We start from the raw sequence: 23,512 nt of genomic DNA on the forward strand, positions 1-23,512 counted from the left end.
TACTCCGACGGCGATGCTCCTGGATACGTCGCTCATAGGATCAGGCAAGCAATCGAGAGAAACCCGCAGCAACTCCCGGATTCCGGGCGCGCGCCCCTCTCTCCAGGCTTATAGGAATGGGCAATCAAAGCACATGAACGGATATTCGCTTGTCTGACCGATCTGCGTAGCTTGGAAAAGGACGGTTGCAGGCCACGAGCACTGCAGCCGCACTTTCAATTCCAGCTCCGGAGAGTCCTCATGCTAATCGTCTATAACCCGGCAACCGGTGAAGAAGTCGGTCGTGTCGTCAAGAATACCCCGGCCGAAGTGAAGGCCGCGGTTGATCGCGCTTGCGCGGCATTCCCGCAATGGTCGTCGAAACTGGCGAAGGAACGCAGCGACACCCTGAGACGCTGGCACGACAGCGTCAAGGCCGACAAGGAAGCCTTCGCTGAACTGCTGTGCCGGGAGAACGGCAAGTGCCTGACCGAAGCCCGTGGCGAAATCGACTACGGCCTCGGGTTTATCGAGTGGTACGCCGAAGAGGCCAAGCGTGTCTACGGCGACACGATCCCGACCCACGACAAGCATGCCTCCGTGGTAGTGACCAAAGAGGCCATTGGCCCCGTCGCGGCGATCACGCCGTGGAACTTCCCGTTCATGATGATCACCCGCAAGGTGGCGACCGCGCTCGCGGCGGGCTGCACCATGGTCATCAAGCCGGCCGAGGATACCCCGCTCACCGCTTTCAAGTTGCTGGAATACGCACGCAAGGCCGGCATCGGTGAAGGCGTGCTCGAAGTGGTGGTCGGCGACCCCAGGGAGATCGGCCTGATCCTGACCGGCGACCCGCGCATCCGCAAGATCTCCTTCACCGGTTCGACCGGGGTCGGTCGCCTCCTTGCCGCGCAATGCGCATCGACCATCAAGAAGATGACCATGGAGCTGGGAGGCAACGCGCCCTTTATCGTGTTCCAGGACGCCGATATCGACGAAGCCGTCAAAGGCCTGGTCGGGGCGAAGCTGCGCAATTCGGGCCAGGTGTGCATTTCGCCCAACCGGATATTCGTGCAGAACACTATCTTTGAAGACTTCGTGAAGCGGGTCAAAGCCAGCGTGGCCAGGATCGAGGTCGACCAGGGCCTGCGGGAAGACTTTGTCGTCGGGCCCATGGTCAACCAGATGGGCTTCGACAAGGTCGTGGCCCTGGTCGAGGAAGCCAGGGCTGCCGGTGCGAAAATCCTCGCGGGCGGCAAGCCACATGCCAAGGGCGGCCTGTTCTACGAACCGACCGTCATCACCGGCTTGTCGGATGACTCCCCGCTGGCACGCAACGAAATCTTCGGTCCCGTGTTCGCGATCTATTCCTTCAAGGATGAGGCCGAAGTCATCGAACGCGCCAACCAGACCGAGTTCGGCCTGGTCGCCTATGCCTACACCAGTGCGCTCGGCCGCTCGTTGCGCCTGGCCCGGGGCCTGGAAGCCGGGATGGTGATCCTCAACTCCGGCTCGGTGGGAACCGCCTCCGTTCCGTTCGGCGGCGTCAAGCAGTCGGGCTACGGCAGGGAGGGCAGCTACTACGGCATCGAAGAGTACGTTCACGTCAAATATGTGCTGATGGCCGGCGCTCAACTCTGATGAAAAGCTGATGCTCCCCTGATGGACCCGGGGCGGCTGCCCACAGCGGCTCGCCCCTCGCTGAAACCCTCGAAATAAAGGCCCGCGATCCCCACAACGCCGTCCCGACCTGGGCTAACATATGTCTTATGGCCAGTATGGATGCAGGACAAAAGTAAATTTTGTGTCAGTTACGCCCAATATCTCCAGAGGTGTGGCAACTTTCTGAACTATATTCATAAAATGTAACGCTTTTTCCAGAAAGCTTTTTCAAGAAAAGCCCGTTGCCAACGGCATATCCATTTTTAGCGAGTCCATCCGCGTGAACATTCGTCATTCCATCCTCGGCCTTTTTTTTGTCCTGGCCGGCACCGTCGCTGCAACCACCGTCGAGGCGCGTGAAACCACCCAGGCCCCTCGCGATACCACTCACCTGCAAGTCGCCTCCGGCAGTGCCCTGCTGATCGATCTGCAAACCAACAAGACCCTGTATTCCAGCAACCCGGACGTGGTCGTGCCGATCGCCTCGGTGACCAAGCTGATGACCGCCATGGTCGTGCTGGACGCCAAGCTGCCGATGGACGAGTACATCTCGGTGAACATCAGCGACACCCCGGAAATGAAAGGCGTGTTCTCCCGGGTCAAGCTCAATAGCGAGTTGCCGCGCAAGGAGATGATGCTGATTGCCCTGATGTCATCTGAAAACCGCGCCGCCGCCAGCCTCGCCCACCACTATCCGGGCGGCTATGCCGCGTTCATCGCCGCGATGAACGCCAAGGCCAGGTCCCTGGGCATGATCAATACCCACTATGTCGAACCGACCGGCCTGTCGATCCACAACGTGTCCACCGCCCGCGACCTCAGCAAGCTGCTGATGGCCGCGCGTCACTATCCGATGCTGAGCGAGCTGAGCACCACCAAGGAAAAGACCGTGGCATTCCGCAAACCCAACTACACCCTGGGTTTTCGCAACACCGACCACCTGATCAACAAGGACAGCTGGAAGATCAAGATCACCAAGACCGGCTTCACCAACCAGGCCGGCCATTGCCTGGTGCTGGTCACCGAAATGGGTAACCGCCCGGTGGCCCTGGTGATTCTCGATGCGTTCGGCAAGTACACCCACTTCGCCGATGCCAGCCGGATCCGCAACTGGGTGGAAACCGGCAAGAGCGGCGGCGTGCCGGACGTGGCCCTGCGCTACAAGGCCGACAAGAACCTGAAGAACCGCCAGGTGGGCGCCCAGGCCGCAAAGTAACCACGGATCAACCGGCCCGGTTCACCGGGCCGCGTTCAACGGCGTTTGAGTGCCTGTTTATGCGCGTACATCGCCTTGTCGGCGTCCGCAAGGAGACTTGCGACCGTCTCATGGCGCTCGGCGTCATATTCGATCTGCCCCACGCTGAAGTTAATGTCATAACCCCGCTGCTGCCCTGAGTTGCGCTCATCCAGGGTTTCGCGCAGGCGCGCCATGATCGCGCTGGTTTCAACGTGGTCGGTGCCGGTCAGCAGCACCACGAACTCGTCGCCGCCCAGGCGACCGATCACATCGCTTTCGCGAAAGGCAATGCGCAGCACATCGGCGAAGGTCTTCAGCGCCAGGTCGCCTTCGGCATGGCCGAAGACATCGTTGATCTGCTTGAAATCGTTCAAGTCGAAAAACAGCAACGAAGCCGGCTTGTCCATGCGCTTGCAGACACCCAGGCCATGATTGGCCAGGGCCTCGAAACCACGGCGGTTGGACAGCAGCGTCAGCTCGTCCATGGTCGCCATCTGCACCGCCACCAGCTCCTGCTCGGCCATGCGCGCCAGGTCCCGCAGCAACGCCCGTTCTTCGTCGTCGAGGGTACGTGGCCGCGTGTCGATCAGGCACAAGGTGCCCAGCTTGCTGCCATTGCCCACCGTCAGCGGGCAACCGGCGTAAAAGCGGATACCCGGCTCGCCGGTCACCAGCGGGTTGTCATGGAAACGCTCGTCATTTTCCGCATCCGGCACCATCAGCACCTGATCGCCGAGAATCGCGTGACCGCAGAAGGAAATATCCCGCGGCGTCTCGCTGACCGTCAGCCCCACGCAGGACTTGAACCACTGGCGGTTCTCGTCCACCAGGCTGACCAGGGCAATGGGCACGTTGAACAGGCGCTTGGCCAGGCGGGTCAGGCGATCGAAACGCTCTTCGGGCGAGGTATCGAGGATATTCAGCGAGCGCAGGGTTTCCACGCGGGCAGTTTCGTTGGCAGGTTTTATCGGCGCTAACATCACGGACTTCCCAGGCTTGCGGTCCTGCAAGCGTATGACAAGAAATGAACCTGTACAACGATATGGACCTTGTATATCCCCCGAGGTTCTACCGGCACGACCTGTGACCGGCGCCACAACCCGACGCCAAAACATGCCAGGTGCCCACGGCAACCGTCATACTCGCCCTCCGCCATCACCGCACAGGATGTCACCCGTGAGCGCCGCCCGTAACGAAACCCACGAATCAAAGAGCATAGGCCGCCTGTTGCTGGAATTGATCTGGCAGATCCTGGTGCTGGTGGTACCGATTTTCTTCGTGACGATCCTGCCGCCACCCCTCGCCTTCGCCGTGGTACTCGGCTGTGCCGGCGCGATGTGGCTGTGCGCGCGATTCGCCTGGCTACCCGGTGCACGGGGTGCGGCCCGACTGATGATCGCGGCGGTGTTCGGCCTGGGCTTCAGCCTGGGGCGCGCCCTCCCCGAGTACTGGAACATCGCCGCCGCCTTTATCGCCATTTTCCCCGGACTGGCCTGTGTGAGCCTCTGGGAACGCAAGCTCGGCCTGGTGCCGGAACCCGAACCGGATTCCGGTCAAGCCGGTGCCAGTGCGTGGGGCGGCCAGGAACCGACCCACACTCCGGAGGGCGAACCGATCCGGGTCTACAACTACAGCGAAATCGCCATGGGCGGTCCGGTCACCTGCGACTACCTGTTTCCCGACGGCATCCTGCTCAAGGGGCTCGGCTCGTCGGCCCGCTTCTCCAGCGATGGCCGCTATTTCGCAGCACCGGTGCCGTCGCGCCAGGACTGGGGGCTGGTGATTCTCGACCGGCCATTGCGCCGCCTCTATCGTTGTCACAACGATCGTTTCTGGGAACTGGACACCTTCAATGAGCACGGCCTCGGCGGACGCTACAGCCCGCTGGTGGACAACAGCGCGGACCTGATCGCCCTGGAGACGCTGCTCAAGGACGCCGACGCCGTGGACCTGCTGCCCGCCGGCGATCTCTGGCTCGAACCCGGCCATTGGCAGCAGGCCCTGGCCCGGCAGCAGATCGAACAGCGCTCCCCGGACGGCCGGCACCTGCTGGAAGGCCAACTGAGCCTGCCCGCCAACCTGCTGGAGCTGGAGCAACCCCTGGCACCGCTGCTGCATCCGGACTACCGCCTGAGCCTGGACGGCGAACCCGCGGCGCTGCTGGTCAAGGCGCAGACGCCGATGATCTGGAGCGAAGACAGCCAGCTTCTGGTCTGTGTCGCCACGCCCGCCGCGCCAACGTCCGGCCAGTTCCATGGCCTGTGGCTCTGGCAACAGGGCCAGGGCTGGCGCGCCTTGCGCACGCCCTGGAGCGCCAGCGACCGCAGCCCCTCGGGCTACTGGAGCGATCCGGTGGCGCTGGACGCACAGTTCGTCTGGCTGGAAAGCTACCTGCCGCTGAATCAACCCGACAACGGGCGCTTCGGCTACCAGTTGCACAACATTCATAGCGATTCGGAAATCCTCGTCGGTCACGATCCCCTCGGACGGGAACAGGATGCCGACTGGAACCGTGCGCGCATCCGCCTGGTGTTGCCGCTGGACAGCGACGGGCAGGCATCCGCCGTGCAGATCGAATCCGCGGCCTTCAAGGATGGCAGCCGTGCCCGCTTCATCTGGGAGCGGGACAACCAGGACGCCGTCGGCGGCTACCGTTGCGAAGTGGTCGGCCCGCAGCGGGACACCTGGAACCTGCCCGGTCTCTGGCGCCTGGAGCATCGGCTCAGCGAGGACGCCTGTCACCTGGCGCTGATGCCCTTTACCGATACACCGGCGATGCCGGATCGGGTGGTCGTGGCCGATCCCCGCACCCGCCGCCTGCTCGACGGACCGGCAGTACGCCTCGCCGAACTGGTGGATTTTCGCGACGCCATCCTCAGCGTCGCGGTGGTCTGCGGGCGCCAGCCCCGGGACCTCACCGGCACGCCCCTACGGCGCTTTACCGAAGCCGCCCCGCCAGCGGCAGAGGCCGGCGGGTTCTGTCATTACCGGGAAGACTCGCTGCTCTATTACGAGCTTCGCCGACTCAAGCTCGGCGCCGACACACTGGAACCGTTGCCGGCCTGGCGGGTGGTCAACCAGCCACAGATCGCCACCGCCGAGGGCGACTACATCCAGCCATCCCCCAGCGGGCTGGACGTCGCCTGGTTGTTCGGCACCGCCACCGAGTACGGCAACGACCTGCTGCGCGGACAGATCGCGCGCCTGGGCGGCCACCTGCTGACCGCTTCCGGCTGCGCCCTGTCCGACCTCGCACCGTCGATGATCTGGTCGCCCCAGGGACGTTACCTGGCGCTGACCCGACTCTACCTGGAACATCGCGATTTCGAACACGGCCGGCGCGCCTGGAAACTCCTGCTGCTCGACCTCGAGGCACACACCTTGCGGACCGCGCCGGACTGGCTGGGCAACCGGCCGCAGTTCATCGACTTCAGCGGCGATACCCTGCACCTGCGCGAGTTCGAGGCCGACTGGGACCTGCGCGATGGCTCGGACCCCGGCCGGCGGGTGAAGATCGCCTTGCAGCACGTGCTGGAATGGCCCGCCGAAGCCCTGGAACGCCATGGCGACCTCTGGCTGACCCGCGCCGATGCCCGCGACGCGCAGGCCTGGCAAGCGCTGGATAGACCGGCGCTTCTATAGCGATCACCGAAGCCTTATCACGTCATTTTTCGATCGTATCCAACAGCAAGCCGACAGCGTGCTTCCACGAATACTCCGAAGCCAATTTCCGGGCGAGCTCATGAGCTCGCTGGAAGGCCGCCTGCGGATCGCGCAGTACACCCTCGATACGCTTGGCCCACTCATCGGAGGCTGACGCCAAATCGTCCCTGGCCTCCACAATGTAATGCTGGGACTCGACATCGCCCAAGACGTGCCGAAGGAACTCACCGATACCGCTCTGACGGCTGACCAGAATGGGGACGCCGAGGGCCAGGGCTTCCTGGGCGACCAGGCCGAACCCTTCACGCCGGGAGGGCATCAGCAGCAGCGTCGCGCGCCTCAGGTCACCCTCGATCGTATTCCCCTCGCTGGCATACTCGCGCACCCGAATCGACAGGTTTTCCGCACCGGGAATATTCAACAGTTGCGTGCGCAAGGCAGCGCCTGTTCCTTGTGGCGCCCCCCGTACAATCAACTCGGGGTCCGACGGGAAACGCACGTTACGGTCCAGCAGCTTGGCCAGCCCCAGAGCGCCGATATCCAGCCCCTTGAGTTCCTGATCCTCGGCACGCCCCAGAATCAGACAATGCAGCCCACTCGGTGGACTCCTCATCGCCGAGCAGGAAAAGCCCGGAATCATTTCATGGACATCCGAAGGACTCTCCAGCGCCGCCACCAGATTACGCGCCTCACGGGACAAGCGCGGGCCAACTGCAACGACCAATGCAGCCGTTTCTGAGAGCCCGAGCTCAATCCTTTCACGCTCCTCGCTCTGGGCCGCGGCATCGTCCTTGCCCTTGAACCACTCGATCTCGCCCGGAGCCATATGGACAAAATGAATCCGCTTGGCCTCACGGAAGAAATCCGTTGCCTGGACATCCGCCGCCGGTCCGGTGATACGCCCATGTCCCACCACCAGTTGCGGGCTGAACCCCTCGGGCAAGGCCAGACGACGCAGCAATCCACTCATGACTTCGGCACCGGGCCCTCCAGGCGCGCGCAGAAGATGGATGTCATATTCCCGGGCATGACCGATTTCCGCTTCGGTGGCATCCGGCACCGCACAGACGACCCTGCACCCCGCCGCGGCCAATGCCCGGCAAAACTCACGGTTGAACGTGGACAATCCACCATGGGCGGACTTCCATTCCGTGGCCATCACCAGAATCGAGGGGCCACGGGCAAGCGCTTGCTGCGCCGGTGTGTGGGACGATGAGGGTTGCGTCGGCGCGTGGCCGCCATTTTCTTTCATGTGGGTTATCCAATCCGTGAGTTCGTGACAGGCATCCATATTCAGTGGTCGTCTCACCACATGATCCATGCCGGTCAAGGAGGGAGGCAGTAACGTCAGGCAGTTGGCAGGATGCGCGGTCGAGTAAGACACCGGCTCATTCCACAGCGCCAACAGGTGCGCCTGTGTCGCGGAGAAATCCTTCGCCTGTCGGGCACTGGTGTAGACCGAATAAAGACGAGATGCCAGGGATAGATTGCCCTGGCGAAAGGCAATGAAACAACGCAACCAGGTGTCGACATGCCCTGGCTCATTGCTCAAGCGCTCGAAAGATTCCAACACGAAATGCGCGTTGTTCACTTCGCCAGCGCACAACCGGCAAAAAACCTCCTGAATTACCAGATAGTAACTTGATGGCCATTGCACTCTGCCTTCACGGGCGATCTGCGCACCGTCAATCCATCGCCCCTCGATCTGGGCTAAAAGACATTGGGCGAGAAAAGCTATCGCCGATGCTCCCTGATCAAGTTCGATAACGCCCCTCAAATAATCGAGGTCAAGTCCGATAGCAGCATTGAAAACAGATTTTTCTCTGATAGTCCCACTCTCGGCAATGTGCCGTGGCATCTCCGGACTGGACAACAGCAAACGCGCCTCATCAATTCGGTTTTCCTGCCTCAGCAGATAAGCGCACTGGGTATAGATCGGAATCTGGTGAAACTCATGGGGCAACGCCCGCATGCTCTCAACCAATAACGCAATGGCTTCCGGTCGCCGCCCATCGTCTTTGAGCAATTCGGCACCGACAAGATAGAGGGCCGCGCGATTGCACTCCACCGGCAGTTTTTCAAGTCCCTCTCCAACCAGCTCAATCGCTTGTGACTGCCGCCCCTCTTCTTTCAAATACTCCGCGCACAGCTGATACAGTGCCACGAGATTGAATTCCGCAGGCACCTTCTCTATACCATCGAGCAACAGCGAAATGGCCCGGTCACGCTGGTCATTTTTCTTAAGCAGTTCGGCGCACTGCGAATACAGCACCACATTATTGAATTCGGCGGAAATGAGATTGATCCCATTGAGCAAAAACTCGATCGCCTCAAGACTGCGATTTTTCTCTACCAGAAACTGCACATGTGCATGATAAAGCGCGACGACATTCTTTTCTGGAGGGATAGCGGCAATACCCCGTCTCAGCAGGCTCATGGCCTCGTCCGTACGCCCCTTGCTCCTGAGCAGCCTGACTCCGTGCAGGTAGAGAGAGACGGGATTGCCACCCTCCGAATGCGCCTCGATTGCTGCATTGAGTGTCAGCAACGCATCGTCGATACGACCCAGGCGTTCTTCGAGACGAGCGACAAAATCCGCGGCATCCGGGGGCCATCAGGACCGACAGCCAACTTGGCGTGTTCTAGTGCCAACTCGATGTCACCGATCCGGTTGCGTTGTTTGAGACAACGAGCCAGGTAATACTCAAGCGGCCTGACCAGACAATCCTGCAGTAGAATGGTCAGCACCGAGATCAATTCATCCAGCTCTTCCCCTGCCGGAATCTTCGAGTTCGACTTGATGGTTTTCATCAGATGGTCGGCGGTGCTCAACACGACCCGATTGAGGTCTTCGTGGCGACCGGCATGGTGCAGGTGATAGCGAAGTTCCGCGAAGGTACTGGCGACTCGCTTTTGGTCCATCACCATCGCTCGTGCTTCGTAGGGGCGAATATGATAATCGGCGGCTTTGGAGTGAGCCTGCCTGAAATCAGGCCCGCAATCGCGCAAATGAGCCAGTCCGATTTCCCGGATGATCGGATGCAGCGAATGCCAGCCCTGACGTTGGCTCAGCAGAAAGCGGGTAATCAGCAGATTGCGAAAATCATTGGCGTCTTTGGCGACACCGCCACAGATCACATCAAAACACACACGTTCGAAACTTCTGCGATGGGCGGAGAGCATCCGTAGCCGGCGCTGCTGGAGCGGCTCCAGATGACTCATGGTACGTTCCAGCAGGTCCTGTTCGAGCCTCTGCAGGAAGTCACGGGAGACTTCTCGATCCTGATAAGCCCAGAGGCTGGGGTTGGCGCCTATCACCTCGTCCAGCGACTCATAGGCCAGGGTCGCCACCAGACTCTCGATAGCCCTCGGATTGCAGCCCAATGAACGGATCAGTTCCGGCTTGCGCTCCGGCGGTACCGCGTCAAGAGTGCCGCTGCCCTGCAACCTGTCGTCCAGCAGCGCGATAGCGTCCTCCTCCGTCAGCGCCGTCAAGGTTTTGATCGGGAAGCTCTCCGACCAACGCGCACGCTCGACCAGACGGTCGCTGACCAACAGCAATCGCCCCCGGAGGGTGGGTCGGGCTCTCAGGAAGGCCAGAATCCCGGCCAGATCGCTTTGCGGCTCCCCCGTATCCGCCTTGAACAGGCGCTGCGCCTCATCGAGAACGATCAGCACCGGTTTGCGCAATGCCTGCTCCAGGGCAAAAGCGGGATTGGGTTGCTCGGAAAGCAAGGTGTTCAACATCGTTTCGACGCCCAGCGTCGTCAGCCTTTCGGCGATATCGGACAGCGTCCCCTGCAGGGCACCCGCGCGCTCCACCACCTCTTCGATGATGACCTGCCAGTCCTCCAACTGCTCGACATGCATGGCCAGCTCTGTCGAGAGTTCACTCTTCCCGACGCCAGGAAATCCTTCGACAAAACACACCACCGGCCCGTCCTCCAGCCAGTGCTCTGTCAACCAGCTCAGTACCTGACGACGATTTTCCCCAAAATGCGCCTTGTGCATGCACACCATCCCTAGTCAACACGTAATGGGCCAGCACTTGCGCGCCCTCAGAACGCTGAAGGAATGACAGGTGAGAGATCCGGGAAGCCGTGACGGTCTCATCGACGCGTGCGGGGCGACCGGGCGAAGCGCTGGGCCGGGCAATATTTAATTGCCATCATCATAAGTCAATACTCGTCCCCTCTACTATGCCGAGACTCCAACAACGCTGTTCCCAAGCAACGTCTCTCCTGCCATTCTGATGAAAAATTCGATCTCGCCGCTCCACCCGGCCTTCACGGGCTGAATCAATGGACTTGACCATGCACAGATCTGCCACTGCCCACCCTGACGACAGGGCCCCGTACTTCTGGCGCGATGCCACCCTGCCGTTTATCGAGGCCCGCTCGATCCAGGACGGCCGCAAGGTCTGTTATGCACGCCATTCCCACGAGCATTTCTCCATTGGCGCGATCACCCACGGGCGCAGCACCTATATCAACGAACAGCAGCAATGGCAGGTCGAGGCCGGCACCGTGGTGCTGATGAATCCCGGCGAGGTGCACGCTTGCAACCCCATCGACGACCAGCCCTGGGCCTATCGGATGTTCTATGTCGAGACGCCCTGGCTGACGTCCCTGCAGCACGAACTGGGGTTCAGCCCGGACCTGGATTTCCGGGCGTTTTCAGCCACCCACAGCACCGATCCACTGCTCTTCCGGGGCTTGAACCTGCTCTACGAACAACTGGTGGACGACGATCTCGCCCATCTGGAGAAACAGTGCGCCATCGTCGAGTTCTTCACCCTGCTGCAACACCACCTGAACCCGGCGCCGATCCCCGCCCGCGAGATCAACCAGAAGCTCGAACGGGCCGCGGCCTATATCCACAAGCACTGTACCGAAGCGCTGAAACTCGAGGATATCTGCCAGGCCGCGCAACTGTCGGCGTCCTACCTGACCCGCGCCTTCAAGCAGCACTATGGCATGACGCCCCACGCCTTCCTGGTCAACCGGCGCATCCAGTACGCGCGCAACCAGTTGCGCCGTGGACGGCTGATCGCCGATGTCGCCCTGGAAGCCGGCTTCGCCGATCAGGCGCACTTCCAGCGGGCGTTCAAGCAACACCTGGCCGCGACACCCGGCCAGTACCGCGGCTGACGGCTCAAGGCAGCAGCAGGTAGATCGCGCTGAGGGACAGCAACAGCGCCATCAGCCGGTTGAACAGGCGCATGCCCCGGGGATTTTCCAGGTAGCGGCGCAGAAAGGTCCCGGCAAAGGCCCAGCAGGCAATCGAGCCATAGCAGATCACGAAGTAGATCAAGGCAAACTCCAGCACCACCCGCGTATCGCCGTTGGCGGCAAACGCCCCCATGCCCGCCACGCAGGCCAGCCAGGCCTTGGGGTTGAGCCACTGCATCACCGCGCCGACCGCCAGGGTCGGCCGCTTGCCGGGTTGGCCGGCATGCAGCGAGCCGTCGTCCATCGCCAGCTTCCAGGCCATGTACAACAGGAACGCCACGCCGCCGAGCTGGATCACCCGCGTCAGCGAGGGCAGCGCCAGCAACAGTTCATGCAGTCCCAGGCCGATCAGCACCAGCAGCAGGGTGAAACCCACGGTGGCGCCGGTGACGTGCCGCAGGCTGGCGCGCAGACCGAACTGCGCGCCGGAACTCAGGGCCACGATATTGACCGGGCCGGGGGTGATGGACGACGCCAGCGCAAAGGCGGCCATGGAAATCAGAACGCTCATCGAATACTTCCCTCTCAGTGAAATGTGACAGGCAAAGTACTCAACCACCCCGGCAGCGTATTGAAGAAAACTCCCCTGGCGGCGCATTATCCGGATCATCGTGTTGCTCTGGAGGAACATCCCACATGTCGGCTTCCACACCTGTCCCCATCATCGAGACCCACCGCCTGCTGCTGCGTCCGGTGCAGGCGGACGACCTCAAGATCGCCCAGGCCATCCACGGCGACCCGCAGACCAATCGCTACAACCCCAAGGGCGCGGCGTCCCTGGAAACCACCAGCAGCAACCTGTTCAACTGGATCGAGCACTGGAAGAGCCGGGGCTTCGGCTACTGGGCCGTGTGCGACAAGGAACACCCGCAGACGGTGCTGGGCTTCGGCGGACTGCAGGACGGCCTGTTCGGCTCGCGCAGCGGACTGAACCTGTATTTCCGCTTTGCCCCGGACGCCTGGGGCAAGGGCTACGCCAGCGAAATGGTCGAAGCCGCCCTGCACCTGGCCTTCAGGACCCTGGAGCGCAACGAAGTGATCGGCCTGGTGCGGCCGGACAACCTGCCCTCGCGCCGTACCCTGGAACGCGCCCGGATGATCGTCGACGGCGAGCTGGACGATGTTCCGGGCCAGCCCCACAGCCTGCTCTACAGCCTCAGCGCCGAACGCTACCTGAGCCCGGAAAGTTTCATGTAGCCGCGGCGGGCGAAGGCGTAAGATGGGCCGAGCACCCATTACAAAATGTGTCAGTCCAGGGAAAGCCACTATGAAATCGAGCCTCGTCAAAGCCGCACTGGTGATCGGCAGCCTGTTGTTGAGCGCCTGCTCCGGCGTGACTACCAGCAACAACAGCGCCTGCGAGACACTGAGTTGCCAGCAGCACTACAACAGCAGCGCCCGCGTCAGCCAGCAGAACGGCTCGATGAACAGCAACCTGGGCAGCAGCTTCAGTGAGTACGGTGCGAGCATGCTGCGCGACTGAAGCGATTCGCTACAGCGCGCAGACCTCCCGCAGGCAGCCGCGTAACCAGCGATGGGCCAGGTCGGCGTCCATCCTCGGGTGCCAGAGCATCGATACACTGAAGTCTGGCGCATCGAGCGGCAAGGCAAAGCTGTACATGCCCAATCGCAGCCTTGCGGTATGGCGCTCCGGCACACTGGCAATCAGATCGCTGGAACGGGCCAGCGCCAGCGCGGTGGAGAACCCCGCGACAATCGTCAGCACCGCCCTCTCCAGGCCCAGGCGCTTGAGTCCATCGTCGATCGGCTCCTTGTCGAGGCCACGACGGGACACGCTGATGTGCTGGCCCGCCGCATAGCGGGCCGGAGTTATCGTCCCTTCGCTCAACGGATGCCCCGCGCGCACCACACCGACAAAACGGTCGCGGAACAGCGCCTGGGTAAACAGCTCCGGACTCGCCGCCCTCCCCACCACGCCGGTCTCCAGATCCACCGTACCGTCGCGCAGCGGTGTGCTGTCCTTGTCCGGCTTCTGCACAAAGCGCAGGCGCACACCCGGTGCCTGCTGGCCGATGCGGGCAATCAGCGCCGCGCCGAAATTTTCCACGAAACCTTCGCTGGTGCGCAGGGTGAAGGTGCGGACCAGTTGCCCAAGATCCAGCTGTTCGGCGGGCCGTAACAACGCCTGTGCCTCCTCCACCAGACGACCGACCCGCTCGCGCAACTCCAGAGCCCGGGGTGTCGGCACCAGGCCACGTCCGGCCCGGACCAGCAGCGGGTCGCCGGTGGTTTCCCGCAGGCGCGCCAACGCCCGGCTCATCGCCGAAGGACTCAGGCGCAAACGCTCGGCGGCTCGCGCCACGCTGCCCTCGGCCAGCAGCACATCGAGGGTCAGCAACAGATTCAGGTCAGGTGTCGACATCGGCAGCCCCGCTTCAGGTGAGTCATGGATAGCGTCAGACGCACGAATAACCTGCAACCCATGCGCCTTCCGCCATAGTAGGGGCCAGCGTAGATTTCCGGTAGCTGCGTATCGGCAGCGCCGGGAAAAGAGGACGAGATGAAAGTCACCACCACCGCACGACATCAAGCCACCACAAACCATGGCAGCGATGCCCCCTCCGTACGCTGGGCCCTGGGCAGCCTGGCCCTGTCCATGCTGCTGTCGTCCCTCGGCACCAGCATCGCCAACGTCGGCCTGCCGACCCTGGCCCAGGCGTTCGAGGCGTCCTTCCAGCAGGTCCAGTGGGTCGTCCTCGCCTATCTGCTGGCAATCACCACGCTGATCGTCAGCGTCGGACGCCTGGGCGACCTGCTGGGCCGGCGTCGCCTGCTGCTGTCCGGCATCGCCCTGTTCACCGCGGCCTCGGCCTTGTGCGGCCTGGCCCCGACACTGGGCTGGCTGATTGGCGCGCGGGCGCTGCAAGGGCTTGGCGCGGCGATCATGATGGCGCTGACCCTGGCCTTTGTCGGCCAGACCGTGCCCAAGGCCCGCACCGGTAGCGCCATGGGCCTGCTCGGCAGCACCTCGGCCATCGGCACCGCCCTCGGGCCATCGCTGGGTGGCATGCTGATCGCCGGATTCGGCTGGCAGGCGATCTTCCTGATCTGCGTACCGCTGGGCTTGCTGACCTGGCTGCTCGCCTATCGCCACCTGCCCGCCGATCCACTTGCAACCCAGGCCAGGCGCCCCAGCTTCGACCTGCCGGGCACGGCGCTGCTGGTCCTGACCCTGGGCGCCTACGCACTGGCCATGACCCTGGGGCGCAACCATTTCGGCTCGCTCAATATCGCCCTGCTGGTGGTAGCGGCCGTGGGTGCCGGGCTTTTCGCGTGGGTCGAGACGAAGGTCGCCTCGCCACTGATCCAACCGGCGATGTTCCGTGACCACTTGCTGAGCGCCAGCCTGGTCATGAGCACGCTGGTTACCACGGTACTGATGGCGACCCTGGTGATCGGGCCGTTCTACCTGGCCCTCGCCCTCGGCCTGGAACCGGCACGGGTAGGCCTGGTCCTGGCGATCGGACCCGCCGTCGCGGCGTTGGCCGGCCTACCCGCCGGACGGATCGCCGACCGTTTCGGCGCCCCCGTCATGACCCTCGCCGGGTTGCTGGCCATCGCCCTCGGCTGCCTGGGGTTATCGCTGCTGCCGCGGACCCTGGGTGTCGCCGGCTACGTCGTGCCCATGGTGATCCTCACCCTGGGCTACGCCGTGTTCCAGACGGCCAACAATACCGCCGTCATGAGCGAAATCCCGGCAGACCGGCGGGGCGTGATTGCCGGCCTGCTCAACCTGTCGCGCAATCTCGGCCTGATCACTGGCGCCGCGGCCTTGGGCGCGGTATTTGTATTCGCCACGACCAGCAGCGATATCATCACGGCGGATCCCGAGGCGGTGGCAGCCGGCATGCACACTACCTTTGCCGTGGCCCTGGGACTGATCGTCGTTGCGCTGGGGCTTGCCCTGGGAAACCGCGCCAGGAGCAGATGACCATGGACGTCACGTATGCGGTGGCCGGTAAGCTCGACTGCGAGCTGTGCATTCCGGTGCGAGCGTTGTGATTAGCCGGGTGGTCGCGTCAATACAAAGCAACGGAGTGACCTCTGGCCACTCCGTTACACACTGCCAGAGACTCTTCGCTCAAATGGCGCCGTGTGCCGCCAAATTGCGGTACTGCCCTTTGAAATACAGCAACGGCTGCGCCGCGTCGGCTTTATGCAGGTTTAACGCTTTCACTTCACCAATCACGATCACATGATCACCCGCAACATATTCAGCGTGAATTTCACAATCCAGCCAATGCAGACTGTCGGCAATAACCGGATTGCCCAGCGGTGATTGCTGCCATTCGATTCCCTGCCATTTATCCGTGCCCCGGCGAGCGAACTGGTTGGAAATCCTGACCTGTTCACCGGATAGAATATTGACTGCGAATCGACCCGTCTCGCGAATTTTCGGATAGCTGGCCGAACTGCGCATGACGCTGAACGACACCAGCGGCGGGTTCATCGACACGCTATAGAACGACTGGCATGTAAAGCCAATCGGCTCGTCACCGGTGTGCGAGGTAATCACCGTAATACCGGAAGCGTAGTGGCCGAGCGCCTCACGAAAGCTCACGGGCTCAATGGCAGTAACTGTCTCAGTGGCAGGGAGTGACATGCTAAATCCTAGTTCGACAGCTCTTTGCGGATGATCTCTGCACCGGCGCTCAACGCATTCAACTTGCCCCTTGCTACCTGGCGAGGCAATGGCGCCATGCCGCAGTTGGTGCATGGATAGAGCTTGTCGGCATCGATGAACTGAAGTGCCTTGCGCAGGGTATTGGCCACTTCCTCAGGCGTCTCAATGGTATGGTTTGCCACGTCGATGGCACCGACCATCACTTTCTTGCCGCGAATGAGTTCGATCAGATCCATTGGAACGTGGGAGTTATGGCACTCCAGCGAGACGATATCGATGCTTGATTTCTGCAACTTGGGGAACGCCTCTTCATACTGGCGCCATTCCGAACCCAAGGTCTTTTTCCAGTCGGTGTTGGCCTTGATACCGTAGCCGTAACAGATATGCACCGCCGTTTCGCATTTGAGTCCTTCGATGGCCCGTTCCAGGGTGGCAACGCCCCACTCGTTCACCTCATCGAAGAACACATTGAATGCAGGCTCATCGAATTGAATGATGTCGACGCCAGCAGCTTCGAGTTCCCTGGCCTCCTGGTTGAGGATCCTGGCGAACTCCCAAGCCAGCTTTTCACGACTCTTGTAGTGGGCATCAAAGAGCGTGTCGATCATGGTCATGGGGCCTGGCAGAGCCCATTTGATCGGTTGCCCGGTTTGTTGACGCAGGAACTTCGCGTCTTCTACAAAAACTGGCTTCTTGCGGGCAACAGCCCCCACCACCGTGGGTACGCTGGCATCGTAGCGATCACGAATCCTGACGGTTTCACGCTTTTCGAAATCGACCCCTTCGAGGTGCTCGATAAATGTGGTCACAAAGTGCTGACGCGTCTGTTCGCCGTCACTGACGATATCGATGCCAGCGTGCTGCTGCTCTTGCAGCGCCAGGCGCAATGCATCCTGTTTGCCCTCGATCAACCCTTCATCCTGCAATTTCCAGGGCGACCAGAGGGTTTCAGGCTGTGCGAGCCAGGAAGGTTTAGGCAAGCTGCCAGCAGTTGAAGTCGGTAACAGTTTTTTCATAGCCGATTAAAACCTTGTATTTTCAATGACTCAAAGAGCGTAACTGGCAGACCATTGCTCAAGAATGGTCTGATAAGGCTTGATGAAGTGTTCTCCAGCAAACTTCCCCTGTTCAACAGCCAGACGACTGCGCTCATCTCGGTCGTACACGATTCGAGTCAACGAGTAGTCCTGGTGTTTCAAGCTGGGCTGATAGACTTTCCCGGCCGCGGAATTCGCGTTGTAAATCTCGGGGCGATAGATCTTCTGGAAAGTGTCCATCGTGCTGATCGTACCGATCAGCTCAAGATTGCTGTAATCATCGAGCAAATCGCCGGAGAAATAGAAAGCCAACGGCGCTGCACTGTTCGGCGGCATGAAATAGCGGACCTTCAAGCCCATCTTTTTGAAGTATTCATCCGTCAGGGAATATTCATCCTGCTGATATTCAACACCCAGTACAGGATGCTGGTTCTCGGTGCGCTGGTAAGTTCTGCTGCTCGAAACGCTCAGGCAGATGACAGGCGGCTTTTTGAAGTGCTCTCTGTAGGCGTCCGAGTTGACGAAGCATTTGAACAGCTTGCCGTGCAGATCGCCAAAATCGTCTGGCGTACTGAACCCGGTCTGATTCTTGTTGTGCTCCAGCAACACGACACTGAAATCGTAATCCCGCACATAGGAGGAGAAGTTGTTTCCGACAATGCCCTCGATGCGCTCGTTGGTTTTCCTGTCAACGATGGTGGTTTTCAACACCTCGATCAACGGGATGGCATTACCCCTGAGATGCGCATCGATATTCATTTCAGCGGAAATGATTTCCAGCTCGACCGTGTAACGATCACCTTCAGGATTGTCCCAATGCGCCAGAGTGTTGAAGCGGTTGTCGATCATCTTCAGGGTGTTACGCAAATTCTCCTGACGACTCTCTCCTCGCGCCAGATTGGCAAAGTTGGTGGTAATCCGCGTCTTGTCCGACGGACAATAGTTCTCATCGAAACAGATGCTCTTGATAGCAAATGTGAATTCGTTTTTCATCGTGACCCGCACCTGTATTTCGACAAAGCTGAACTGGCGTCTTGCTTCTTTCAGCTTTGATCAACTTTCTGTTCCTTCACTCGGCAGCCTGTAGATCGACCACGGTGAAGAGCTGCACGCATTTTAAGCAGGGAGGCTGCATGAACAAAAACGAATTGATTTCAAAAAAACATTAGTCGCGCTCATGATGACGGGTCTGCTTGACCGCTTCGATCACGAGCGACGCCACCACTCTTGCGCCAGTTGTAATCCCAATCAGTGACGTCGGGGTATTTCCGTGTGCTGCGGATACCGCTATCGGTGATCTGTTTCGTGTCTTTCCAACGAGAAATCGCCAGCGAACTGCTGATGACGCTGAAGCCATGTTCGAAGGCGTACAGGACCGTACGCTCAAAGCACAGCGTGCAACGCACGCCACGCTCAGGTTCAGGCTCCATGCCTTTCGCTGGACCCATTGTCGTTAATTGATCTATGGTGAGGAAAACTAATCCTAATACCACTCAACTCAAATTTTATTCATAATCATGATCGATATTCGTCATCTTAAAACCGTTCAAGCCATGCGTGACACCAGCAGCCTGGTTGAAACGGCTGAGCGCCTGAATCTTACTCAGTCAGCCATTTCCCATCAGATGAAGGAGTTGGAAGAGCGGATGGGAATGACATTGTTCACGCGCAAATCAAAGCCGATGCGCTTTACCAGCGCGGGCCTGAGATTGCTGAGACTGGCTGACGAAGTCCTGCCATTGCTGAGGGAAGCCGAACGCGATTTCAGCCGGCTAGCGGGGGGCTCCGCTGGACGTTTGCACATGGCTATTGAGTGCCACAGCTGCTTTCAGTGGTTAATGCCAGCCATCGACGCCTTCAGGACCTCATGGCCCGAGGTAGAGATGGATCTGGCATCAGGGTTTTCTTTCGCACCACTACCTGCACTGGCTCGTGGGGATCTGGATCTGGTCGTAACATCCGATCCAATCAACCTGAACGGCATTACCTACGTGCCGCTGTTTGCCTATGAAGCATTACTGGCAGTGGATAATCACCATCCACTGGTTGGAAAAAACGTCATTCTGCCAATCGACTTGAAACCCTTCACGCTGATCACCTACCCCATCGAACGGGACCGCCTGGATATCTTCACACGCTTCCTCGATCCAGCCGATGTCGAGCCACTCAACGTTCGAACGTCAGAGATGACCGTGATGATGATGCAATTAGTGGCATCAGGTAGGGGCGTTTGCTGCTTGCCGAACTGGGCGCTATACGAATACACGTCTCGTGGTTATGTCACAGCGCGGCGCCTGGGCGACAAGGGGTTGTTTCCGACTCTGTTCGCTGCAGTGCGTTCAGACATGCTGGCAACGCCATACATGCAAGACTTTTTACTGACGGCGAAAGATACTTCTTTCTCGACGCTGGAAGGCATCAGCGCGGTTCGTTAATAGCACTCCCCGTTCAGACCTGTCGCTCTAGATACAGCGTCCGTGAGTGTCTGCTTGGGGTTGTGGATTCAACCGGTCGACGCAACAGATTGGCCCCTGCGCAGTGAGCGAAGCGGCAGCTCTCCACTGCGAGGCCAAACCCAATCAGAGCAAACCCGGCTAGGAACATCGAGGGCGCAAAGGCGGATGCTATTGCTCACCGCATCTTCAGGAGTTTTCGTTCGGTGACTGACTTAAGCAGCAGCCATGCCTATGCAAAACGATTCGACGCTGTGCTCGCCTACATCGATACGTACCTCGAAGGCGATCTGTCGGTGAATGCATTGAGCCGGATCGCCAACTTCTCGGCGTTCCATTTTCATCGACAGTTCACGGCGTATGTCGGCGTTCCGGTTGCACAGTATGTGCAGCTGATGAGGCTTCGGCGCGCCGCGCACCAATTGGTCGGCTCACCTGATCAGTCCGTTCTGGAGACAGCGCTCAGTGCTGGCTTCGAAAGCCCCGAGGCCTTTTCAAGGGCGTTCAAGCGAGCCTTCGGCATGGCGCCGAGTGCGTTCGCAAAGGCACCGAACTGGCAGCTCTGGAGTGCGGTATTCGTTGTCCCTCACTTTTCCAGGAGTATCACCATGCAGATACGTATCGTGGAGTTCGCCGAAACCCGCGTGGCAGCGCTTGAACATCGCGGGGCTCCCGGCCTCGTCAGTGAAAGCGTCAATCTTTTCCGTCAATGGCGCATGCGGAGCGGCCAGTCGCCGGTGGCCCTGAGCCGCTCCTTTGGCATCCCCTACGACAATCCCGATACCACGTCCGCGGAGGACTTTCGGTTCGCGATTTGCGGCGAGATAAAGGAGGCCGTACTGCCCAACGAATTCGGTGTTCATGAACGGGTCATCCCCGCAGGGCGCTGTGCCGTGATTCGCCATACGGGCTCACCTGACTACATCGGAGAAACCATCTACCCGCTTTACCGCGACTGGCTTCCCTCCAGTAAAGAAGAGCTTCGGGATCATCCGTTGTTCTTCCATTACCTGAGCGTCTTTCCCGAAACGCCGCAGGATCAATGGCAAACGGATATTTACGTTCCGTTGAAATAGGCGAGGCCGGCTTCCGGCCCGGCTTGCCGCTCGATCAGTGACACGCATTGACCGGGCGGCAGCTTTCGGCCGATTCTGTTGAAAAAGTAGCTCCCCTGGCTGGCCTCCGGCAAAATCTCAGCATTGGCCGGAGGGGATCACACAGCATGATGGGACAGTTATCGAGTGGGCAGGAGCGACTGTTTTACTCGTTCAACCTTGAAGACCACATCCCAAAAAATCATCTTCTGCGCAGCATTGATCGGTGTCTCGATCTGAGCGACCTGCGCCACTACCTCTCCGATTTCTATAGCCCAATTGGACGTCCGTCGATTGATCCTGAACTGATGATCCGCATGCTGATCGTCGGCTACTGCTACGGCATCCGCTCCGAACGGCGGTTGTGCGAAGAGGCCCATTTGAACTTGGCATATCGCTGGTTCTGCCGGTTGAGCCTTGAAGATGAAGTCCCCAACCACTCAACCTTTTCGAAAAATCGACACGGCCGTTTTCGAGAGAGTGATCTGTTTCGCTGGTTGTTCAATGAAGTGCTGCGTCGCTGCATGGACGCCGGCCTGGTCAAGGGCGAAGGCTTTGCCGTGGACGCCAGCATCATCAAAGCGGATGCGAGTCGGCAGCGCGGCGTACCGGGTGATGAACCGGTCAACTGGAGCGATCCGGCCCTGAGCACCCGCGCCGTGCGTGAGTACCTTGAAGGCCTCGATGAAGAGGCTTTGGCCGAAACGCTACCGAAGCGCCTGTCGCTGACGGATCCTCAAGCCCGCTGGACCGCTGCGCCAGGCGGCCCAGCTTTCTACGCTTACTCCACGAATTATCTGATCGATACCGACCACGGCGTGATCATGGATGTGGAACCCACACCCGCTCATCGAACCGCAGAAGTCGAGAGCACCAAGACCATGATCGATCGGGTCGAAGCGCAATTCGACATCAAGCCGGAGCGTCTCATTGGCGACACCGCTTACGGTACCGCGCCGATGCTGGCCTGGATGGTGGAGGAAAAAGACATCGAACCGCATGTGCCGGTGTGGGACAAAACCGAGCGCAAGAACGACAGTTTTTCGAGCAACGATTTCCACTGGAATGAAGAGGCTGAGGAATACCGCTGCCCGGCCGGAAACCCATTGCGCAGCGAATGGCGAGCCTTCAAGAATGAGCGTTCACATGTCACCAAAGCCAACACCATCATCTTCCGATCCCGGCAGACCGACTGCGCTACGTGTCCGATGAAAGCCAAGTGCTGCCCAAACACAGCGTTCCGCAAGATCGCTCGCAGCGTCCATGAAGCCGCTCGCGATGTGGCTCGGCGCATTGCAGCAACGCCGGCATATCAGCGGTCTCGCCACAAACGTAAAAAGGTCGAAATGTTGTTTGCCCACCTCAAGCGCATCCTGAAATTGGATCGGCTGCGGCTACGTGGCATGAGTGGCGCGACGGATGAATTCACGCTGGCCGCTGCGGTGCAGAACCTGCGACGGCTTGCCAAATTTTCATCTCAAGGGCCACCAGTCACGGGATAGGTGCGCCTGCACCAAGCAAAAAACCTCAAATTAACCCAATAACAGAGCGGCAAAGGTCATCGAAGGACCGAAAAACCACTCAATGTGGTGAGTAGGTTCTCCAGTGGTGGTCGTGCCTGAGTTCAGGCCGTTTGAAAATCCGACTTTTTCAACAGAATCGGCCGATAACAGCCATCCAGCAGTTGAGTCGTCAAGCCTATCACCGCCCCCCGAAAGCAGGCCCAATGCCCCCTTCACAACTGATCAAACTGCCCCAGTCCGCGTCGCTACAACTCAAGGAACACACAAGCAATTGTCGGATACCACCCAGCAGGAAATGGCGCCAGGCAGGAGTAGCTGCTACACCTTGGGACTGACTTGACCGCCATCAGGAGCGCGCGCCATGCCCAAGAGCTTTACGCAAATGGTCGAAAGCAGCGCAGGAGCGCTGTTGTTCACGTCTTCCCAGGACACCATTGCCACGTTTCTCGGTGGTCCCATGATGAACTATGAAGGCGTGTGCGCGGCGCTGGTGATGATGTGGTTTGCCCAGAACACGGCCAAGACCGATCCTGCGAAAGGCATCATCAACAAGGCCAAGGCCTTGAACCTGCAGAACAAGATGGAAGCCGGCTGGGCAGGTCTGGCAACCGTCGAAACACAGGCGAAAGTGACTGTCGGCCAGCATTTCTGGTATCGCTCGACAACAAAGCACGAGTACACATCAAAAAAATACGGTGCCGACCTGAAATTGCAATTCGATCCGCTGAACAAGCGCGAGAGCATGAGTATTTTTGTGATCTATTTTCCGTCGGGGGCGGCACATGCCATCGGCGTATGGCGTTTCCCTACTGGCGCCATGGCTCTGTACGACCCGAATGAAGGCGCCTGTGCCATCGGCAAGGACAATTTCCGCGAGTTCCTGAATACCTTCCTGACCGAGCTTTACGACACCACCAATGGTTATGCGATCTGCGCGTTCTACAGCGATCCCAAGCCATGACCGGATGATACAGACAGGCGAACATAC

At 60.0% G+C, this 23,512-nt stretch carries 19 protein-coding genes and 1 pseudogene; 11 read left to right on the forward strand and 9 right to left on the reverse strand.

Annotated features, from left to right (window positions below; translation table 11 throughout):
- The first annotated feature begins 240 nt into the window (after positions 1-240).
- Positions 241-1,620: an NAD-dependent succinate-semialdehyde dehydrogenase gene (locus KI243_RS20860; protein ID WP_103032728.1), complete on the forward strand. Its 1,380-nt coding sequence runs from the start codon at positions 241-243 to the stop codon at positions 1,618-1,620.
- Between the two features lie 301 nt (positions 1,621-1,921).
- Entirely contained in the window at positions 1,922-2,857 is a 936-nt protein-coding gene (gene pbpG, locus KI243_RS20865; protein ID WP_017124675.1) for a D-alanyl-D-alanine endopeptidase, read from the forward strand.
- A gap of 35 nt (positions 2,858-2,892) precedes the next feature.
- On the opposite strand, the gene KI243_RS20870 is transcribed toward pbpG, so the two are convergent.
- Positions 2,893-3,858 carry a sensor domain-containing diguanylate cyclase gene (locus KI243_RS20870; RefSeq protein WP_042934691.1) on the reverse strand — a complete coding sequence of 322 codons (966 nt, stop codon included), beginning with the start codon at positions 3,856-3,858 and terminating at the stop codon, positions 2,893-2,895.
- 196 nt (positions 3,859-4,054) lie between these two features.
- On the opposite strand from KI243_RS20870, the gene KI243_RS20875 reads away from it, so the two are divergent.
- A complete protein-coding gene (locus tag KI243_RS20875; RefSeq protein ID WP_244861754.1) occupies positions 4,055-6,520 on the forward strand; it encodes a hypothetical protein in 2,466 nt (821 codons plus the stop codon).
- A gap of 22 nt (positions 6,521-6,542) precedes the next feature.
- On the opposite strand, the gene KI243_RS20880 is transcribed toward KI243_RS20875, so the two are convergent.
- Together KI243_RS20880 and KI243_RS20885 are read right to left on the reverse strand one after the other, a co-directional pair.
- Entirely contained in the window at positions 6,543-8,978 is a 2,436-nt protein-coding gene (locus KI243_RS20880; protein WP_212809856.1) for a glycosyltransferase, read from the reverse strand.
- Between the two features lie 104 nt (positions 8,979-9,082).
- Positions 9,083-10,552, reverse strand: coding sequence for a hypothetical protein (locus tag KI243_RS20885; protein WP_212809857.1), 1,470 nt, complete (start codon positions 10,550-10,552; stop codon positions 9,083-9,085).
- A gap of 302 nt (positions 10,553-10,854) precedes the next feature.
- Between KI243_RS20885 and KI243_RS20890 the strand changes: the two genes are divergently transcribed.
- Positions 10,855-11,691 carry a helix-turn-helix domain-containing protein gene (locus KI243_RS20890; RefSeq protein ID WP_177087499.1) on the forward strand — a complete coding sequence of 279 codons (837 nt, stop codon included), beginning with the start codon at positions 10,855-10,857 and terminating at the stop codon, positions 11,689-11,691.
- A 4-nt stretch (positions 11,692-11,695) separates the two neighbouring features.
- Here the strand turns inward: KI243_RS20890 and KI243_RS20895 are convergent, their stop codons facing one another.
- The gene (locus tag KI243_RS20895) at positions 11,696-12,283 is read right to left on the reverse strand and encodes a LysE family translocator (RefSeq protein ID WP_017124680.1); all 588 of its coding nucleotides are present in this window, start codon (positions 12,281-12,283) and stop codon (positions 11,696-11,698) included.
- Between the two features lie 125 nt (positions 12,284-12,408).
- On the opposite strand from KI243_RS20895, the gene KI243_RS20900 reads away from it, so the two are divergent.
- Positions 12,409-12,969, forward strand: a complete 561-nt coding sequence (locus KI243_RS20900) for a GNAT family N-acetyltransferase (protein ID WP_212809858.1) — start codon at positions 12,409-12,411, stop codon at positions 12,967-12,969.
- Positions 12,970-13,039: 70 nt separating this feature from the next.
- Positions 13,040-13,255: a hypothetical protein gene (locus tag KI243_RS20905; protein ID WP_017124682.1), complete on the forward strand. Its 216-nt coding sequence runs from the start codon at positions 13,040-13,042 to the stop codon at positions 13,253-13,255.
- Positions 13,256-13,264: 9 nt separating this feature from the next.
- On the opposite strand, the gene KI243_RS20910 is transcribed toward KI243_RS20905, so the two are convergent.
- Complete coding sequence (locus tag KI243_RS20910) at positions 13,265-14,155, reverse strand: LysR family transcriptional regulator (RefSeq protein ID WP_017124683.1); 891 nt, start codon at positions 14,153-14,155, stop codon at positions 13,265-13,267.
- A gap of 138 nt (positions 14,156-14,293) precedes the next feature.
- Here KI243_RS20910 and KI243_RS20915 point away from each other — a divergent pair, with 138 nt between their 5' ends.
- Positions 14,294-15,724 (forward strand): MFS transporter, encoded by a 1,431-nt coding sequence (locus tag KI243_RS20915; RefSeq protein WP_212809859.1) that lies wholly within the window; start codon positions 14,294-14,296, stop codon positions 15,722-15,724.
- 150 nt (positions 15,725-15,874) lie between these two features.
- Here the strand turns inward: KI243_RS20915 and KI243_RS20920 are convergent, their stop codons facing one another.
- The 4 genes and pseudogenes from KI243_RS20920 to KI243_RS20935 all read right to left on the reverse strand — a co-directional run.
- Positions 15,875-16,396, reverse strand: a complete 522-nt coding sequence (locus KI243_RS20920) for a flavin reductase family protein (RefSeq protein ID WP_212809860.1) — start codon at positions 16,394-16,396, stop codon at positions 15,875-15,877.
- Positions 16,397-16,404: 8 nt separating this feature from the next.
- Entirely contained in the window at positions 16,405-17,433 is a 1,029-nt protein-coding gene (locus KI243_RS20925) for a methionine synthase (RefSeq protein ID WP_212809861.1), read from the reverse strand.
- A 30-nt stretch (positions 17,434-17,463) separates the two neighbouring features.
- Positions 17,464-18,447 carry a DUF1852 domain-containing protein gene (locus KI243_RS20930; protein WP_212809862.1) on the reverse strand — a complete coding sequence of 328 codons (984 nt, stop codon included), beginning with the start codon at positions 18,445-18,447 and terminating at the stop codon, positions 17,464-17,466.
- A gap of 175 nt (positions 18,448-18,622) precedes the next feature.
- A pseudogene (locus KI243_RS20935) lies at positions 18,623-18,893 on the reverse strand (epoxyqueuosine reductase QueH); the annotation flags it as partial.
- Between the two features lie 78 nt (positions 18,894-18,971).
- Here KI243_RS20935 and KI243_RS20940 point away from each other — a divergent pair.
- From KI243_RS20940 to KI243_RS20955, 4 genes are all read left to right on the forward strand, one after another.
- Positions 18,972-19,889: a LysR family transcriptional regulator gene (locus tag KI243_RS20940; protein ID WP_212809864.1), complete on the forward strand. Its 918-nt coding sequence runs from the start codon at positions 18,972-18,974 to the stop codon at positions 19,887-19,889.
- A 224-nt stretch (positions 19,890-20,113) separates the two neighbouring features.
- A complete protein-coding gene (locus KI243_RS20945) occupies positions 20,114-20,983 on the forward strand; it encodes an AraC family transcriptional regulator (RefSeq protein WP_177119096.1) in 870 nt (289 codons plus the stop codon).
- 146 nt (positions 20,984-21,129) lie between these two features.
- Positions 21,130-22,503, forward strand: coding sequence for an IS1182 family transposase (locus KI243_RS20950; RefSeq protein WP_212809462.1), 1,374 nt, complete (start codon positions 21,130-21,132; stop codon positions 22,501-22,503).
- A 382-nt stretch (positions 22,504-22,885) separates the two neighbouring features.
- Positions 22,886-23,485: a hypothetical protein gene (locus tag KI243_RS20955; protein ID WP_177072961.1), complete on the forward strand. Its 600-nt coding sequence runs from the start codon at positions 22,886-22,888 to the stop codon at positions 23,483-23,485.
- Positions 23,486-23,512: the final 27 nt, after the last annotated feature.

Origin of the sequence: Pseudomonas sp. Ost2 (assembly GCF_018326065.1) — a bacterium.
Classification (GTDB): domain Bacteria; phylum Pseudomonadota; class Gammaproteobacteria; order Pseudomonadales; family Pseudomonadaceae; genus Aquipseudomonas; species Aquipseudomonas gingeri.